General features: G+C 60.0%; 12 protein-coding genes. All 12 read right to left on the bottom strand.

Translation table 11 applies throughout. The features are described from left to right. Window positions 1-27: 27 nt before the first annotated feature. A complete protein-coding gene (locus tag ACGS9J_RS19635; RefSeq protein WP_442232456.1) occupies window positions 28-2226 on the bottom strand; it encodes a virulence factor SrfC family protein in 2199 nt (732 codons plus the stop codon). Further along, entirely contained in the window at window positions 2223-5168 is a 2946-nt protein-coding gene (locus tag ACGS9J_RS19630) for a virulence factor SrfB (RefSeq protein WP_442232527.1), read from the bottom strand. The genes ACGS9J_RS19635 and ACGS9J_RS19630 overlap by 4 nt, the downstream gene beginning before the upstream one ends. Continuing rightward, window positions 5168-6382 carry an SrfA family protein gene (locus ACGS9J_RS19625; protein ID WP_442232455.1) on the bottom strand — a complete coding sequence of 405 codons (1215 nt, stop codon included), beginning with the start codon at window positions 6380-6382 and terminating at the stop codon, window positions 5168-5170. Before ACGS9J_RS19625 ends, ACGS9J_RS19630 begins: the two co-directional genes overlap by 1 nt. A gap of 264 nt (window positions 6383-6646) precedes the next feature. Then, window positions 6647-7258: a LuxR C-terminal-related transcriptional regulator gene (locus ACGS9J_RS19620; RefSeq protein WP_442232454.1), complete on the bottom strand. Its 612-nt coding sequence runs from the start codon at window positions 7256-7258 to the stop codon at window positions 6647-6649. Between the two features lie 2 nt (window positions 7259-7260). After that, entirely contained in the window at window positions 7261-8895 is a 1635-nt protein-coding gene (locus tag ACGS9J_RS19615) for a Wzy polymerase domain-containing protein (protein ID WP_442232453.1), read from the bottom strand. 24 nt (window positions 8896-8919) lie between these two features. After that, entirely contained in the window at window positions 8920-9459 is a 540-nt protein-coding gene (locus ACGS9J_RS19610) for a fimbrial protein (RefSeq protein WP_442232452.1), read from the bottom strand. Between the two features lie 18 nt (window positions 9460-9477). Next, window positions 9478-10482: a fimbrial protein gene (locus ACGS9J_RS19605; protein ID WP_442232451.1), complete on the bottom strand. Its 1005-nt coding sequence runs from the start codon at window positions 10480-10482 to the stop codon at window positions 9478-9480. Window positions 10483-10496: 14 nt separating this feature from the next. Then, a complete protein-coding gene (locus ACGS9J_RS19600) occupies window positions 10497-11111 on the bottom strand; it encodes a fimbrial protein (RefSeq protein WP_442232450.1) in 615 nt (204 codons plus the stop codon). Between the two features lie 11 nt (window positions 11112-11122). Beyond that, the gene (locus ACGS9J_RS19595; RefSeq protein ID WP_442232526.1) at window positions 11123-11848 is read right to left on the bottom strand and encodes a fimbrial biogenesis chaperone; all 726 of its coding nucleotides are present in this window, start codon (window positions 11846-11848) and stop codon (window positions 11123-11125) included. Between the two features lie 49 nt (window positions 11849-11897). Next, a complete protein-coding gene (locus tag ACGS9J_RS19590; RefSeq protein WP_442232449.1) occupies window positions 11898-14399 on the bottom strand; it encodes a fimbria/pilus outer membrane usher protein in 2502 nt (833 codons plus the stop codon). A 98-nt stretch (window positions 14400-14497) separates the two neighbouring features. Further along, window positions 14498-15049 (bottom strand): fimbrial protein, encoded by a 552-nt coding sequence (locus ACGS9J_RS19585; RefSeq protein ID WP_442232448.1) that lies wholly within the window; start codon window positions 15047-15049, stop codon window positions 14498-14500. A gap of 88 nt (window positions 15050-15137) precedes the next feature. Further along, complete coding sequence (locus ACGS9J_RS19580; protein WP_442232447.1) at window positions 15138-15668, bottom strand: fimbrial protein; 531 nt, start codon at window positions 15666-15668, stop codon at window positions 15138-15140. Window positions 15669-15682: the final 14 nt, after the last annotated feature.

Below are 15682 nucleotides of genomic sequence, written 5' to 3'. Positions count from 1 at the left end.
ATTTATCCTGGCCCGAGCCGGAATTTGTCAGCCCCGGTCACTGCCCGCCAGGGTTGCCACTATGCCTGCCAACGCGGCCCGCGGCGTTTCGGCCAGCGGACTCTCCGCCTGCGCATTTTCCTCCAGCAGTTTTTGCAGCCCAACCAGCCAGTCGTAAATATAAAAGGCCGCATTTTGTGCCGGCGTTGGCGCCAGTCTGGCCAAACGCTGCTGGTTGCCCCAGTCGACCGCCGGCTGCGGCGGCGGGGTAAAGATCGGCTGGCCGGGATTGATGCGGCTGGCAGGGCGCAAAGCCGCCTCGCGCTGCTGGAAACCCAGCCAGGCGACGAAATCGCTCAATACCGTCAGCGCCTGGCTGACCTGACGATCCTCTCCTTGTTCCGGCAGAGTGCCTGCTGCTAACGCATGCTCCAGCGTCGCGTCAATCTCCAACCGGCAGGCGGCATTAATCAACGCATCGACCAGCATCTCCAGGTGCGGTTTACCGACGCCCAAGAGGGCCGGCAGTTGGGCATTGTCCGGCAGGCCGCGCAGATGGTTAACCCAATCGGCGAACACCTTTTGGGCGAATGGCGAACGCCCATGTTCCACCGGAGTGGCCGCGGCGGTATCGCTGTCGCCAAACAGGTCAATCTCCAGGTTGAACGCAGACGCGGCGGCAACCGGTGCGGTCGAGGCGTGCTGTTGCTGCACCAACAGTTGGCGCAGCCTGTCGCGTTGCGGTAACAGCCACTCCAGCAATTCGCCGTGTGCCCCGGCCTGCGCCTGCAAAGCGCGCAACAACTGTTGAGTACGCTGCTGCAAGCGCTGCGGATCCGTTGCGGTAAGCCAGTTGCCGAGCAGGCTCTCACTCAGTTCGCGTTGCAGTTCCTGTTGCAGCTCAAGGATGCGTGCTTGTTTCAATGCCGGGCGTGCCTGAGTCATCAGGTAGTCCGTCATGCGGCGGCAATCTCGTTCATCCATGGCCAGCAGCGTTGCCCAGCTGTCGCCGGGCTCACCGACGTAGCGTTGAACGGCATCATCGGGGCGGGGTTTCCCTGCGCGATGCGTGTCGAATGGCGTGATCGCCCAGATTAAGCCGGGCTTGCGATGACCGCGCACTGCCGCACTTTCCCCTTGGGTGCGTTTAACCCAGTAGGCTAGCGCATGGCCGGTTCGGCCGGCATCTTGCGGCGCATCGGTGGCATCGCTGACCAGCAGCAAACTGGCCTGCGGGTTATCGGCATAGTGGGTCAGCAGATTGGCGCGTTTAGCCTGTTGCAGGCGGAATGTCAGTTTGCCGTCTGGGCAACGGCGGCTGGCCGGAATATCGAGGATCTCAACGTCGGCGGGGGCACCGACGGGCAAAGGCGTTGTCGCTTCGGCAGCCAGCCACGCCAAATCGGCCTGGGTGACGTCCACAACGGCACCGTTTTCCGTCAGTACGGAAAGTTTAACCTCGGCTGACGCAGTGACCGCGTGGGCACATTGAATGCCCGTGTCGGTGTCCAGAGCCTGACGAGAAGCCTGCACGCGCTCGCTGTAACCCAGCGTTTGCAGGCTATGCGCCCACTGACGATAGTGCGTTGTCAGCGCCGGATCCTCGCCCCAGAGCGGGGCGAACAGTCGGGCTCGGTCATCAATGCTCAGATAGGGCGCCAATGAGACGGCCTGCGGCCAGAAGTGCCGGTCCAACGCCGCTTGCCATTTGCCTGCGTGGTGACGAAGCGAGTCCCACAATGCCACGACGGCGTTGCTGTCCATGCCGTCGATCGCCATGGGTTGGCGATGGCGTTCCAATGTATGCAGGTGTGCGGCGATAGCGCGCGCATCCTCGTCCGGGCGAAAGCCGGCCATCAACGCAGCACTGGCCGTCATGGCGACCAGTTGCGCGTTATCGAGCAAGGTGATGGTCACTGGATACGCGGATGGGGTTGCGGCGGCGTGAGCGCAGTAACGTACCGTCAGTCCGGCCTCCTCTGCTAACAGCTCGGCACCGGGGGCCAACGCCGTCAAAAGATGAGCCTTGGCGGCGGCATTATGGCCATAAAGGCCGATGGCGACGCGGTCAGGCGCTGCGCTGGCTAATTTCCTCGCCCGGTTGTAGCTGCGGCGCAGGCGGACGGTCAGATGATCGGCTTCCCGGTTCAGGCGGGTGGACTGTTGCCGCGTGGCGGCGACCCAGTCAATGGCCTGAAGAATACCGTCGCTGAGGCGGCTGAGCGGGTTGGAAGTGATAGGTTTCATCGTTGGTAAATGCTCCCGCTGTCGATCCAGTAATGGGTTGCGCCAGAGGCGCTGGCAGCCAGGGTATTGAGTTTCAGTTGCAGCTGATGCGCGTGGACCGGGCTGCCGTCGGCCAGCAGGGCCTGGGCGATTTTAACGCCTTCGGCGCCTTGCTCTTCACTGCCGGTAATGGCCAACCGCAGGCTGATGACCTCATCGCCGGCCAGCTTGCGCGCCAACTGGGGATCGGTGAGGGTCAGCGTATACAGTGGCGATGCCGGCCAGCGTGGGTTATCCAACTGGCGGAACCCCAGGCGCAGAGGGCCGCGCAGCTGGAAGCAACCGGCGGGATCCAGCGCAAAATCGGCGCGATCCAGATCGATATCGCGATAGTAGACGTTATCGTCCGCCAGCATGTTATTGCCGTCCAGCATGCCCAGATGGCGAACGGTGGAATAGGGCTGGAAATCGCCGACGTTGAAATAAAAACTCTCGAGACGCAGGTCGATCGCCAGCAGGCACAGCATCGCTCCCACGGCTGCGGTGGATTTGGGGTTATCAATGCGTCCGTGTTTATTAAACGGATACCAGCTGCGGGTGTGGTAACCCTCGAGCGGTAAAATACGGCTGGCGGGCAGCGGCTGCAGGTGGCGCAGCAGGGCCTGAACCCCTGGAAAGCGTGCCGGGCGGCCGGTCAGCAGCAACACATCGCAGGCGTACAGCGCCACCACTTCGCACAGCAAGCGCAGGCAGTGGCCGATGCCGATCCGGTCAGACAAGAAGGCGGCGTGCAAGTCGCCCAGGCGGACGACCAGCGGCGTGTGCAGAATATCGAAGGCGCAAGCGCCGGTTTCGCGCTGAACCTCACCGTTGATAAACGCCAGCACCTGCGGGGTGGGCGCTTGCGGCAGCAGCTCACCCAGGCTGGCGGCCATTTCCGCCTGGGTGTCCAGCGGATCATACTCTTCATAGGCAGCCAGCAGTGCACGCCCGATGGGCATGAAGATCTGCAGCGTGGCCTGCTGACGCAGGGTGGAAAATCCGTCCATCCGCCCTTGGTTGCCGAAAAGCTTATCCATCACCGCCACCGGGGCCGCGACCCCAGCGTCTTCGATCGCCTGCTGTACGGCGGGCAAGATAAACAGCTGGATCACGTCCAGCAGAATATCGTCACCGGCGACCTTAAAGCCTTCGCGGAACAACAGGCGCGGGTTGATTTTGATGTTGTTGCCTACGCCGTCATCCAGTGTGTATTGGGTGATCGCCAGATCGGTGGTGCCGCCGCCGATGTCGATGGAGGCGATGCGCAGCGTTTTCCCGGCAGGTTCTCCGGGGGCCAAAGGCCGGTCTGGTCGGGCCATACTGGCAAAAAAGGCGTCGGTGCGGCCGGCGAAATTCACCTGGGTTTCGTTATACAGATAAACCATTTGGCCGCAGGTGGCTTCGTCCCATTCCATATGCACCTGCGGAACGGGGAAGCGAGTTTGTTCGCCGTCGAACGGCGCATCCAGCGGGTGCCAACCCATGGCTTTCCATACCAGGCCAATGGCCTCCCGCATGCGGCGCCGGAAAATCTCCCGCTCGGGTTTTGGCATCGCCGAAGGCAATGTCAGGATAATGGTGCGCAGGCGGCGCGGGGCGGCGGCGTTCGGCATTTTCGTCCGTTGGGCGACGCTGTTGATCTGCATCAGCGCCTGCGCCAGCAGTTCGGTCAGCATCAGGGTCATTACCGCGCTGCGGCTGTAATGGGCGGCAAATACCGGCAACCGCTCCGCTGGCGGCAGTGCGGAAAGCGGCACGCCTTCATCGTTGATCAAGGTGGTCAAGGGCGCGGCGGCGGCCATCGGTTCGTGTTTGCCGTTAAAGCGCCAGCCGGACGCATAGCGCTCTTCATCCCACAGATAGCGGCGGGGGCTGGAAATACCGGTGGTGCCTTCGCTGCCTTGCCGTTGCTGCGCCAGCTGTGCGGCCTCGCGACCCACGCGGGTGATGGCAGGCCAGACAAAGGCGTCTTCGCGCCCGCTCTGGAACGAGAGACTGGGTTTGCCAAACGAAACCTGAGAAAACTCAACCCGGCTTTCGAACAGCTCGTTGTAAACGCAGTGCGGCGCACTGAGCGAACGCAGTTGCAGTTCATAGGTCTGCTTCAGACCATTGCTTTCTTCCGGGTGGTCTTCGACCAGCACGCCGCAGGTGTGGGAATTGCCGACGTCCAGGATCATGTCCACATTGACCACGGGCTGCTGCAGTGTGGCGCCGAGGATTTTTATCTGCGGCACGGCCAACGACTCACCGAGCAGGTTCAACAGATTAAGGTAGTGCGCCTGATATTCGAAGGTTTTCAGCCCGGCATGCACCTGCGCCTCGGTGCGTTGTTCCAGCGTGGTGGCACTTTCGGTAAAGGTTTCGCGTAGCCAGCCATCCACCCAGGTCTGATCGAGGAACTCGCCCAGATCATGATTACGGTGGGCCAGCGCAAAGCTCAGCCCGGTGTTGAGATCGCTTTCGCTCGGGGCCAGTGCCTCCTGGCCCGCTGCGGCGATACGGGTATCAAATGCCAGCACCACCCGCAGCGAGTTGCCGTCCTGATCGGGCGTGTCCAACCGAAGGATCTGCATCCGCGCCCAGTTGTCCGGCCCGGCCAAAAAAGCGCCGGACGGGGTGTAGCGGAAGAACGGCAGCGGCAGCCAGGTTTTATCCAGCAGGTGCAAGGATTGCTGCAGGGGGTAACTGAACTCCGGGCGCACCACTTCATCGGCTTGCCCCGGCTGGGCGGGCAACAGGTATTTGCCGCTGTCGGCATGCCATTGCAGGCGCAGCAGCGGGCCGCTCGCCGTCTGGCGGACAAATTTGCCCGGAAAGTCGGCATCCAAAACCGGCGTCATGGCAAAGTCCAGAAATTGGATGCCGCTGTCCTGAATCAGCGTAATGGCGTTTTTATAGTCCGTAAGGGGAGCCAGCATCATTTACTCTCGCGCTTTAACGTCATGGGATAAACCGTGTCCGCAGCGTAACGGCCGCTGCATTCCGCCGGGCCAGTCTCACTTTGCTTGCAGACGATTTCCGGCAGAGGGTAGCGGCTGCCGTCGCTGCAACGCGCTTTGGTACGGCTGTTGATCACCAGATTGCCTGACTGCATCAGCCCGGCCTCTACCGGCACCCGGCAGGTGATGGCGTCGCCATAGGTGATGCTGGCGCTGCCTTTACCGTTATTGAGGCGGTATTGCAGGCTGGGCCGTTTGCCGGTCAGCGGGTCTTTCAGCGCCACCGTGGCGCGCCATTTGCCGTTGAGAAAACGGGTGGAACCGGCCTTGACCGCTTCAGCCGGCAGCACCAGCGAATTTTTGTCCGCCGGCGGCAGGACCACCGGGACGGGCGGCGGCGGCATCAGCGTGGCGTGCGCCAATGGCAGATGCAGCTTGGGGATCGGCTTGGCTACCGGGACAGGCGAAGGTGGTGGTGCCAGCACCGCCGGGGATGTGGCTGGTGGTGGATTCGTTTGACTCAGCCAACCCGCCAGCGAGGCCATGATGACTATCACTGGCGCCATCCACACATAGCGGCGCCACGGCCGGTGCACCAGCGCGGGGATAATTTCTGGCGTCAGGGCTTCGGGTTCAGCGGCGGGTTGCGGCTCGGGTAGCGCCACTACGCGCGGAGTGGCGGCAATTGGCGTCGGTTTTTCTGCCGGTTCCCCGGCTGGGCGCAGGCAGGCCAGTGGATCGTCCTGACATTGCGCCTGTGGCCTGATAAAGCCCCAAAAGGTCAGCACCGGTTTATCGTCGACCAGATAAACATGGTTTGGATCGGGTATTTGCATCGCCTTGCTTAACAAGGCGCCGAACAGGCGTTGGCTGGGATGGCTGCTGGCCTGCGCTTGCGCGATCAGGGCGTTGAAGGTCGCCAGGCTGCGCTCCAGCTCAAGCACCGCCTGAGTGCGTTGCGCCTCGCTGGCCGCCAGCCAGGAGGTGACTTTTCCGGGGAGAGGGGAATACCAATCAATGTGAGTGCCCGCCTCGTTAGGTTGAGGGATCGCCAGGCAATCGGCGGCCTGCTGCTGTTGGCGAATGCGCAAGGTTTCTCGCAGCTGCAGCGCGCAGGCGTAAACCGGCTGACCATTTTCGCCCAATGCAAGCACATCATCCAAACTGCCACTGCGTAAAAAGGGTTTTCCCACTGCCAAGCACCTTGTCCTGTTACCGATAAACGCATAAACGGACATGGTAACTCGCGAACTAAAGTGTCAAACGGCCAAGGACAGGCGTAAAAATGCACCTCTTGCTTTAATGGGCGAGGTAGAAAAGGCATAGGGCCTTTTCTGCGGGCCGCCACAATCGGCCCACTTATCACATCAACGTGATGCTGAGCGTCGGGGCGCGGTGCATGCTGGCGGAGATTTTCCTGCGAAGGAAGCTCGCACTGGCCTGAAGCCGCCGGTCGTTCAGTTTAATCCCAACTGATTCAGCAGCATTTTGTTTAATTCGATGCTTTTGTTGACGTTCAGTTTGCGCATCGCCGAGCGTTTATGGGCGCTGATGGTCTTCTGGCTGCGCTGCAACATACCGGCGATGGTACAGGCGGACATGCCGGAACTCATCAGCTTCAGCACCTTCTTTTCGCAGCTGCTCAGGGCGGCAATACGGCATTGTCGGCATTTCCAGATGCCGCTGGCATGCAGGGCCACCCAGGGCTGTTGGCAGAAACGCTCCAACGCCTGTTGCAGTTTGCTGCGGAGGGTGGCGTCATCATCGCGCCGATAAATGCAAAACAGCGCCGGATGCTTGTGCGCATAGTGGGCGTCGCGATCGTTGAGGATCAGCACCGTCATTTGCCGGTGGCGCGGTGTTTGATAGGGGCTTTGATAGCAGCGGGCGCAGCCGCAGCTGTCTTCCAGCGTGCGGAAGACGATTTCTATCGGCTCCAGATTCTGCAAATCGGCCGAAGATCCACGGCTGCTTGCATTCAGGTCATGAAGGTATTCCTCCACCAGCAGGCGCAGCCCGAGCTGATAAAAGTTATCGTTACCTAACAGGGTGAAGCGGATATTAAGCATAATTACTCCTCAAAGCGCGCATCGTGCGGAAACAGTCGCTTGGCCTGGCGTTGCAGATCGGCGGCTCGCTGGGGGTGTTGCAGCAATCGGCTGACCGCCATCAAATTGACGTAAATATTGGCGTCCGGCCGCACGCGGATTTCGTTTTCCGCCCAGTGTTGATAGCTCAGCAACGTAGCGGTATCGCGGGTTTGCGGATATTGCAGCAGTTGCCGCAGTTGGACGTCGTAGTCGTAGCGCACCTGCCAGGGCGTGGGCGTGATGACCCGACTCATGGGGCCGAATTGCCGCAGGGCGCTTTTTTCCACCGCGGTGATGATCAGCGCGCTGTGCAGGCCGTTGAGCAGGTAGGGCACCATCAATGCCGCGACGCCGGCCGTTACCCACCGCAGCGGTAACTGACAACGGGCGGGGAGCCGCAAACGGCAACGTACGTCGGCGGTGCGCAGGATCACCAGCAGCAGCACCGCGTGGGCGGCGGAAAGGTAAAGTGGATATTCCACCATCATATGCAGCAGGATCGGCAACGCCGCCAGCCAAGGCGCAGGCCGCAGCGGCAGGGCGCGGGTGCGCTGCAGCAAACGCCACAGTCCCCAACCGATCAGGGTGAGGCCGCTCAGGCTCAGCAGGCCGCCTTCGAGGCCCCACAGTAATATTTCGTTGTGCGGGTGGCTGATGGTGACGCTTTCCATACCACTGCTGTGGGTGGTGTAGAAGTGATGCAGAAAATCATGCTGAAAATGGCCGTAGCCCCAGCCCAGCCAAGGGCGCTCGGCGATCATGCGTAGCGCCTCTTGCCAGTAGGCCAGCCGATAGAAAATCGGCTCCACCACGGTGATTGCCCGCGTGGCACCGTTCAACATCACCAGCAATAATCCGGCAGCCACCCCGACAATCAGCAACAGCAGGGCGAAAGTGGCGCGGCGGCGATCAAGGCGGTACAGCATCCACAGCTGCAACGGCGAAAGCAGCAGGGCCGCCAACAGCCCGACGCGTGAGGCGATAACGATCAACAACAGGGGCGCCAGCAGCAGTATGGCTGCCGCCAGCCCTTGCAGAGTACGTGACAAAGGGCGACGGGTGCTCAGCAAATACAACGCCAGCGCCAGGCCGGTGGCCATAAAGCTGGCCATCAGGTTCCACTGTTGGAAGATACCGTAAGGGCGGTTTTTCAGGCTGTTGTAGCCCATCCAGTTGCCCGGTTGCAGCAGGCTGTATTGCACCAGGCCCAGCAAGGCTTCGATGACCGTCGCTGCCAGCAGCAGCATCAACAGCCTGCGTCGCCACAGGCGATCGAGCGGAATTTGCAGCAGCGCGAAGTAGGCCAGTACGCCAAGTATCAACCCGAGAGTGCGTGGCAAGGCTTCACTTAGCCAGGGCTGCTGTGTCCACAGCAGCGGCAACAACAAAATCAGGCCGCCCGGTGCCAGCCGGTTAAAAAAAACGGAGGAGGCCAGCGGTGGCCGACTGAACAGCATCGCACCGATAATCGTCAGGGCGATGAAGATCCCGCCGACCAGATTCCACGGCAGATAAAACCCGCTGCCGCCGCGATTGGGCCAGTAAATGTGCATGGCGATCAGGCAGTAAAAGGCCGCCAGCCCGAATAACCAGGCCGCTTTGGGTTTGGACATCATGAGGTGTTCCTGCAGGCGCCGGGCTTATTGGTAAGCCAGCACGAAATTGGCCACCGAGCTGAATTCACCCTCGGTAATGGTTTTATTCTGTATTGCGCTGGGGTGGCCCTGCACATAGGCGGTGAAATTCAGGATATTGGCGCCGTCCTGCAATGTCACCGCGCTGGTGGCCTGGTTCAAATCAATATCGGCGCCCTTGCTGTCAAACAGGGCGATGGCGGCGCCATTGCTGCCGTTATTGATCGCCAGTTTGCCCGGCAGCTCGCTGTCTTCGATACCGCTGAAGGTGACATTGACGGTTTTGAACACCGCGGTTTTACAGTCGGTCAGCTTGATGTTGAACGGCACCGGGTTGCTATGGCCGTAGCGGTACAGGGTTTTGACGATCACCGTGTCCATTTCCACCACCTGATCGGCCGACTGCGGTTCAATATTGCACGGCCGGCTCACCACGGTGCCGTGGAACTGCAGCGGTGAGCCGACCAGCTCGGTATCTGCCAGGGTCGGCAACGCCGAGAATAATAGCGGTGTGCAACTGAGCAGCGCTAAAGCACGTAAACGCATCGTCTGTTTCTCCCTGAATTAATCGAAGGCCGCCACAATGGTGGCAGAGGCGTTAAATTCCCCTTCCGCGATTTCCTTACCGCCGTTGGCCAACGGTGCGGCAACCAGATTCCAACTGCCGCCGTTACCGATATTCGGCACCGGATAAAACTCATTCGGGATCACCAACTGGCCGTTATGTTTAATCTCGATGCCGAGATCGGTTTTGTCGGTTTTAAACGCGTTATTGGTGAAGGGGGCCGGGGTGCCGGACACCGCCAGTTTGATATTCAGCGTGCCGTCCTCGAAACTGCCGCCTTCACACTGGAAGCGCACCGGGATGTTTTGCGGATAGCTGGCGCCGTCCAGGTTGCTGCCGCTGATTTCGCCGAATTCGACGTTGATCAGCTGGCCCTCATTCACCACGCATTTATCCGGCACGTAGAGGATGGCGGACTGAATAAACACCTGCGCCATAGGGTTGGAGCCGAAACCGGCATCGGTTGATCCCAGGCGACCATACATCTCGATGATTTGTCGGTCATTAATCTGCACGCCGTTGATGATTTTTTTGCGCACCCGGAAGGTGACCCGGCCTTTGGAGCCGCTTTCGTAGTTATTGACCTGCGTATAAGGCGGTTTACATGAATGCTGATTTAACTCATTAGACACGTTGTAAAAAGGTACGGTGACATAGGCTCTCTTATTGCCGGCGATCCAAACCTCGGCTTTTAAATCCAGGTAATCATTCAGTTTCAAATAGCCGTTGCCGTAGTCGGAGGCGGGCAATGCCGAATCCGACTTATAAAAGTGTGGGCCAAGGGGGATCGGCGTATCGCAATAGGCTTTGCCGGTATATTGGCCGCCTAACGAATAGGGAAACTCTTTGGTAAAACCGACCTTATTAGTGATGTTGCTTTCATTCAGGTCGATATAAAACTGTTTCGCCCCGCCGTCCGGCGTGACGTAGCCGTTGGCCCAGACAACCGGGGCCGTCAGCGCTAATGCCAGCGGCAGGCAAGCGTTAAGGTAGGGTTTTTTCATCACGTTTGTGAACCTCACAGGTAAATCACCTGAATGTGCGCCACGCCGGAAAAACCGGCCGCCATCACTGCCCGCTGCGTGGACTCCACGCTGGCGCTGAACCACAGCGTATTGCTGCCGGGCTGCAGAATGTAGGGCCGACTCTGCTGGTTGAGCGACAGGGCACGGCCCTGCTGATCTTTCAAGCGCAGGCCGATGCCGCGTACGCCGCCATTCAGTTTCAGCAGGTCGGGGTTGTCGACATCGCTTTCGCCGAGAAACACCAGCGTGGCGGCCTGTTCACCCTGCAAATAGAGCTGCCCGGCATCGCCGTTACGCTGCCCCGACGGGTTATCCGCCAGTGCCTTGGCCCCCAGCAGACAGTTGCGGAACGAGAGGCGAAAACGCACCGGCGTGCTCTGATCGCCGGCATTTTGGAAGTCGCGGGCGTTAACGTTGCCCAAATCAATCGACTGATCCTGGCTGTCCGGCGTCAGGCTGCACGGCGAGCTGAGCAGGCCGCCATAAAAGCTGACGGTGCCGGTAGTGCCTTGGATCACGCCCAGTGGCGTTGCCGCCGTCGCACTGCCGCTAATCAGCAGTGCGGCGATCAGCAGGGGCCGCAGGCGGCCGCCGGTGAATTCAGCCATGCGGAATCTCCTTATTTTTTGGTCTCGGGCACGGCGTTACAGACGCTGCCGTTACAGGCGAAGCGCAGCTCCGGGTGACCGCCGTAGTCATTGATATAGGTGACGACAAAGCTGTTGAGGCCGGTGTCGCGCACCTTGACGGTTTCGCTCGATTTCGGTTTCAGCATCACCGGTTGGAAGTCGCCCAGCGCGCCACCGCCCTGTTTTTGCGTTTGGCGGGTCATGCCGGTCAGGGTGATGTAAAACGGCGTGGGGTTTTCAACGGTGAAACCGCCGGCACTTTTGCGGAACACCAGCTTTTCCTGCCACACTTCGCCTTTCGGCGCGACGATGGCTTTCGGCCGGTAAAACAGTTTGATCTGGGTTTGCAGCGCCAACTGCATCACGTTGGTTTTGCTGCTTTTCGGCGGGATCTCGCGCAGGTTGAAATAGAACACCGATTCACGATCCTGCGGCAGACGGTCGGCCTCCGGCGTCTTGGTGATGCGTACCACGCTACGCTCGTTGGCCTCGACCCGCTGCAACGGCGGCAACACCACCAGCGGCGAGGTGATTTTCTGGTGCTGCTCGTTTTCCAGCCAGGACTGCGCCAGGAAGGGCAGTTCCTTATTTTCGTTGACGATATTCAGGCTGATGGATTTCGCGTCGCTAAGGTAGACGGCGCGGGTGCGATCCAGCGATATCGCTGCGTTGGCGGCCGGGACTGCAGCGCTCAAGGCCAGGCCCAGCGCGGCCATTTTTGCTAACGGGAAGTTGTTCATAATCATCAATTCTCTGCGTTACGGATTACAGTTTGGCGCACGGCAGCAGTAGCTGGTCCAGCAGCTTGGCGGCGCCCGGTATGACAATGCGGCACTGACGTTGGCCTTCCCAGGCGACGTCCAGTTGCTCTTGCGGCTGCACGCCGGTCAGGTAGACCGAGCCGCCGTCGTTCACGACGGCCACTTCGCGGCCTTTTTCGCTCAGTACCGTGGCACCGAACGGCGGTTCGCTGCCGTCGGCAAGCTTGATGGTGGCCAGCAGCTTGCTGCCTTTCACCACCTCAAAGTGGCGGTAGCCGATGGCACCTTCGGTCAGCGTGCCTTGCACCACCGCTCGGGTGGCCTCCACGTCGTCCGCCAGGGTATTGACGTCGATGCGGGTGTCGGTGTTGTAGTAGCTGGTGATGTCGGAGATCACCGCCAGGCCGAAGCGGTTGCTGTAGGCGCGGCCGTTGTTGATCGGTACCCCGGCGATGCCGTCGGTATCCAGCATCATCCGGCTGCCGCCGTTGCTGGAGTTCTGGTGGGCGGCGATGCCGTGTCGGGTGGCAGTAATGCCGCTGCGGAAGGTCCCGCCGATCGACGAATAGCTGTCCTGCTGGTAAGAGGCGCTGGCATTGAGTGAGCCAAACGAGGCGTTATGGCTGTAGTAGCCGCGGGCCAGTGATTTGCCGGACTGGTTAAAGCCGCCGCTGACCTGCCAGGTATTGTTCGGATCGGTGTAGTCGTTGTAGGACGCCATCTGCGTCACGTCGCTGTTGCTGGTTTGCAGCGAGTAACCCACCCGGCGACGATCGCCAATCGGCACGCTGAAATTCAGCATTACGCTGTCATCGGTGCGGCCGTGATAGGTGGTGCGATAGGCCGACAGCGACGCGGTCACGTTGCTGACATTGCCGACGTTGAACAATTTGCTGGCGGATAATCCGTAACGATCCTGCGCCCTGGCATCCCAATAGGTTTGGTGCGAATAGGTCAGGTAGGCGGTGATCGCTTTCGCGCTGTCTTCCGCCATAAAGGTTTTGCTGGCGGTAATGGTGTACAGCTCTTTTTGGCGGCCGTTGTAGCGTTCGTCGTAGTCGCTGTAGCGCTCTTGCAGATACTGCGACATGTTCATGAACTTGCGCTGTGAGAAGCGGTAGCCGGCGAAGGTGATCTGGCTGTTCAGCTCATCGAAGCGTTTGGCGTAGTTGACCTTGAACGACATGCCGCTGGCGGTAGGCTCATTGGGCAATCGGGCGATGGACTGCGTGACGTCCACCGACATGGCACCGAACAGGTTAAGATCGCGACCCAGGCCGAGCGCCCAGGCGTTGTAATCGCCGCCGAGCAGGGCGCCGCCGTACAGCGACCAGGCGCTGGTCAACCCCCAGGAGAAGTCACTGGCGGAGAACAGCGGCCCCTGCGTGCGGTGATCGTAAGCCGAAGGTTTACCCACCGCGACGTTGTAGCGGACATAGCCGGGGCGCGTCAGATAAGGGATGGTGGCGGTGTCGACCTGGAAGGTGGAGACGCTGCCGTCCTGCTCTTCCACTTTCACGTCCAACCGGCCACGTACCGAACTGTTGAGATCCTGTATGGCGAACGGCCCGGCAGGCACGGTGGTTTCATACAGCGTGCGGCCTTCTTGCGAGACGGTGATCTTGGCGTTGCTTTTGGCGATGCCGCGCACTTCCGGCGCATATCCCTGCAGGTTTGGCGGCAGCATGCGTTCGTCGCTGGCCAGGTTGAGGCCGGTAAAGCGGTAGGAGTCAAAGACCCCCGAGTCGAGAAAGATCTCACCGAGCGTCAGTTTGGCGGCCTGCATCGGCAGCGCGCGGTAGGCATAGATCTGGTTCCAGTCGAAGCTATTGTCGCGCTCGCCGGCCTGCTGATTGTAATTGGCCTGATAATCGGCGCGCAGACGCCAGGCACCCAGGTTGGCACCCACCGTCCCGTAGCTGCTGAGGTTTTCTGCGGTGTTGTTATTGTGGCTCTGCTTGCCCACCTGGCCGCTGATGCTGTAGTCGAGCAGCAGTCCGGGAATACCGTCGTCCCACTGTTCCGGTGGCGTCCAGTCCGGATCGGAATATTTCATCCAGGCCTGTGGGATGGTGATCGCCAGGACGCCGCCGCCGATGCGGTCGGAAATGGTCGCCCCTTTGATGCCGCTGATATCGGCGCAGCTGTTGTCGTGCCACAGGGTGATTTTTTTGACGACCTCTTCTTTCAGCGCCATTTTCGCAACCAGATCCGGCGGCAGGCAGACGCGTGAGCGATCCTTTTTATCCGGCGACGGGTAATATTGAATGCTGCGCTGCGGCAAGGTTTTCTGGTTGATTTTGATATCCAGCAGATAGGCGCCGGGCATGACGTAATCGGCGTCGGAAAAACGCGATAAATCCACTTTGCTGCGATCGCCAATATCCAATACGTCGGTATTAAATTCCGTGGCGGAAAAAGCCGAATGCACCCAGAGGAAAGATAGAATGACGGTAAGGGGTATTTTTTTCCGTGTCAGTAATGACGTCATAGAATAATCACTCATGGCAAATCCGCGCCCAATAGCAGGTCATCCTGTACGACCTGAATACGTAATACGTGATGTCATTCAGTGCCTGACGGCGGCACCCGCCTAACCAGGCGTTACAGATAAGACAGGGTGAATTTCGCCAGTGAGCTGAATCCGCCGGCTCTGGCCCTGTCGGGGTGAATGCGTAACTGAGCGCCAAAGCGCAGCGTATTGTCGCCGGCGACAATCTGGTAATCCGCCGTGGTGCTGCCCAGTGGGATCGGGATGCCGCTGGCGGTCAGCAGCTCAATGGCCACGCCCTGCGCTTCGCCATAAACCCCCAATAACTCGGGATCCCGACTGTCGGCGACGCCGTCGAAGGTGACGGTGGCCGCGCGGTAGATAAAGTCGGGTTTCACGATGCTGGCCAATTCGCAGTTCACCAGCTTGATTTCAAAGTTGCGGCGGCTGCCGATCAGCACCGGCTGCGCATCCAATGCCGCATCGGTCATCGAGATCAGCCCAAAATCAACGGTCTGGTCCAGGCTTTCACTGGCAATCCCACAAGGGGTTTCGACGATCTCGCCGCCCAGGCTGAGCTTGCCGTGGCCCTGATTTTTCGCCGTCGCCTCTGCACTGCAAAGGCTGAGCGCGATAAGCAGTACGCCCCAAATCCGGTGTGTCATGCTGGCGTCTCCCTGTAGCCGTTGGTCCCGTTACCCAATGTCCGTGCAGGTAAAACGGGAGCACCGAAAGGGTGCCCCCGAGAGGGGATTACAGGTATGCCAGAGTGAAGTTTGCCACGCTGGTGAATTCGCCTGGAACCACGGCGCCAGAAGCGCTGCTGCCTTGCAGATAGGCGGCGAATTTCAGGGAGTTGTTGCCTTCGGTCAGGCCCTGACCATCGGTCGCGGTGCCCAGCTCAACGTCTTTGGAGTGCAGGTTGTCATAGATCATGATACCGGCGCCGGTTGCGGTGCCGCTCAGGGCCAGCAGTTTGCTGTTATCCGGATCCGGCGTCCCGGTGAAGGTCACCTGAACGTTTTTCATGGTCGCGATGGAGCAGTCTTTCAATTCGATGCTGAATGGCTCAGAGCTGGATTTACCTTCGTTAGCCAGAAGACGGCTGCTGATTTGGCCCATAGGGACAGTCTGGTCAACAGATTCCGGTGCTACGCTGCATGGCGCATCAATAATTTCACCGGTAAAAGTCACTTTACCGCTGCCCTGGTTAGATGCGGCGTGAGCAACAGATGCAGAAGCGAAAGCAATCACGGTTGCCAGCATTAATTTATTCAGTTTCATTTCTCAAGTTCCTG

Source organism: Serratia quinivorans (assembly GCF_052113645.1).
In the GTDB taxonomy this organism is placed as follows: domain Bacteria; phylum Pseudomonadota; class Gammaproteobacteria; order Enterobacterales; family Enterobacteriaceae; genus Serratia; species Serratia quinivorans_B.
Note: the sequence above shows the minus strand (reverse complement) of the source record. Positions and strands in the feature narration are given on the sequence as shown.

Coding starts and splice junctions, on each gene's coding strand:
- ACGS9J_RS19635 (WP_442232456.1), bottom strand. CDS start 2,226: ATGAAACCTATCACTTCCAACCCGCTCAGCCGCCTCAGCGACGGTATT.
- ACGS9J_RS19630 (WP_442232527.1), bottom strand. CDS start 5,168: ATGCTGGCTCCCCTTACGGACTATAAAAACGCCATTACGCTGATTCAG.
- ACGS9J_RS19620 (WP_442232454.1), bottom strand. CDS start 7,258: ATGCTTAATATCCGCTTCACCCTGTTAGGTAACGATAACTTTTATCAG.
- ACGS9J_RS19615 (WP_442232453.1), bottom strand. CDS start 8,895: ATGATGTCCAAACCCAAAGCGGCCTGGTTATTCGGGCTGGCGGCCTTT.
- ACGS9J_RS19610 (WP_442232452.1), bottom strand. CDS start 9,459: ATGCGTTTACGTGCTTTAGCGCTGCTCAGTTGCACACCGCTATTATTC.
- ACGS9J_RS19605 (WP_442232451.1), bottom strand. CDS start 10,482: ATGAAAAAACCCTACCTTAACGCTTGCCTGCCGCTGGCATTAGCGCTG.
- ACGS9J_RS19600 (WP_442232450.1), bottom strand. CDS start 11,111: ATGGCTGAATTCACCGGCGGCCGCCTGCGGCCCCTGCTGATCGCCGCA.
- ACGS9J_RS19595 (WP_442232526.1), bottom strand. CDS start 11,848: ATGGCCGCGCTGGGCCTGGCCTTGAGCGCTGCAGTCCCGGCCGCCAAC.
- ACGS9J_RS19590 (WP_442232449.1), bottom strand. CDS start 14,399: ATGAGTGATTATTCTATGACGTCATTACTGACACGGAAAAAAATACCC.
- ACGS9J_RS19585 (WP_442232448.1), bottom strand. CDS start 15,049: ATGACACACCGGATTTGGGGCGTACTGCTTATCGCGCTCAGCCTTTGC.
- ACGS9J_RS19580 (WP_442232447.1), bottom strand. CDS start 15,668: ATGAAACTGAATAAATTAATGCTGGCAACCGTGATTGCTTTCGCTTCT.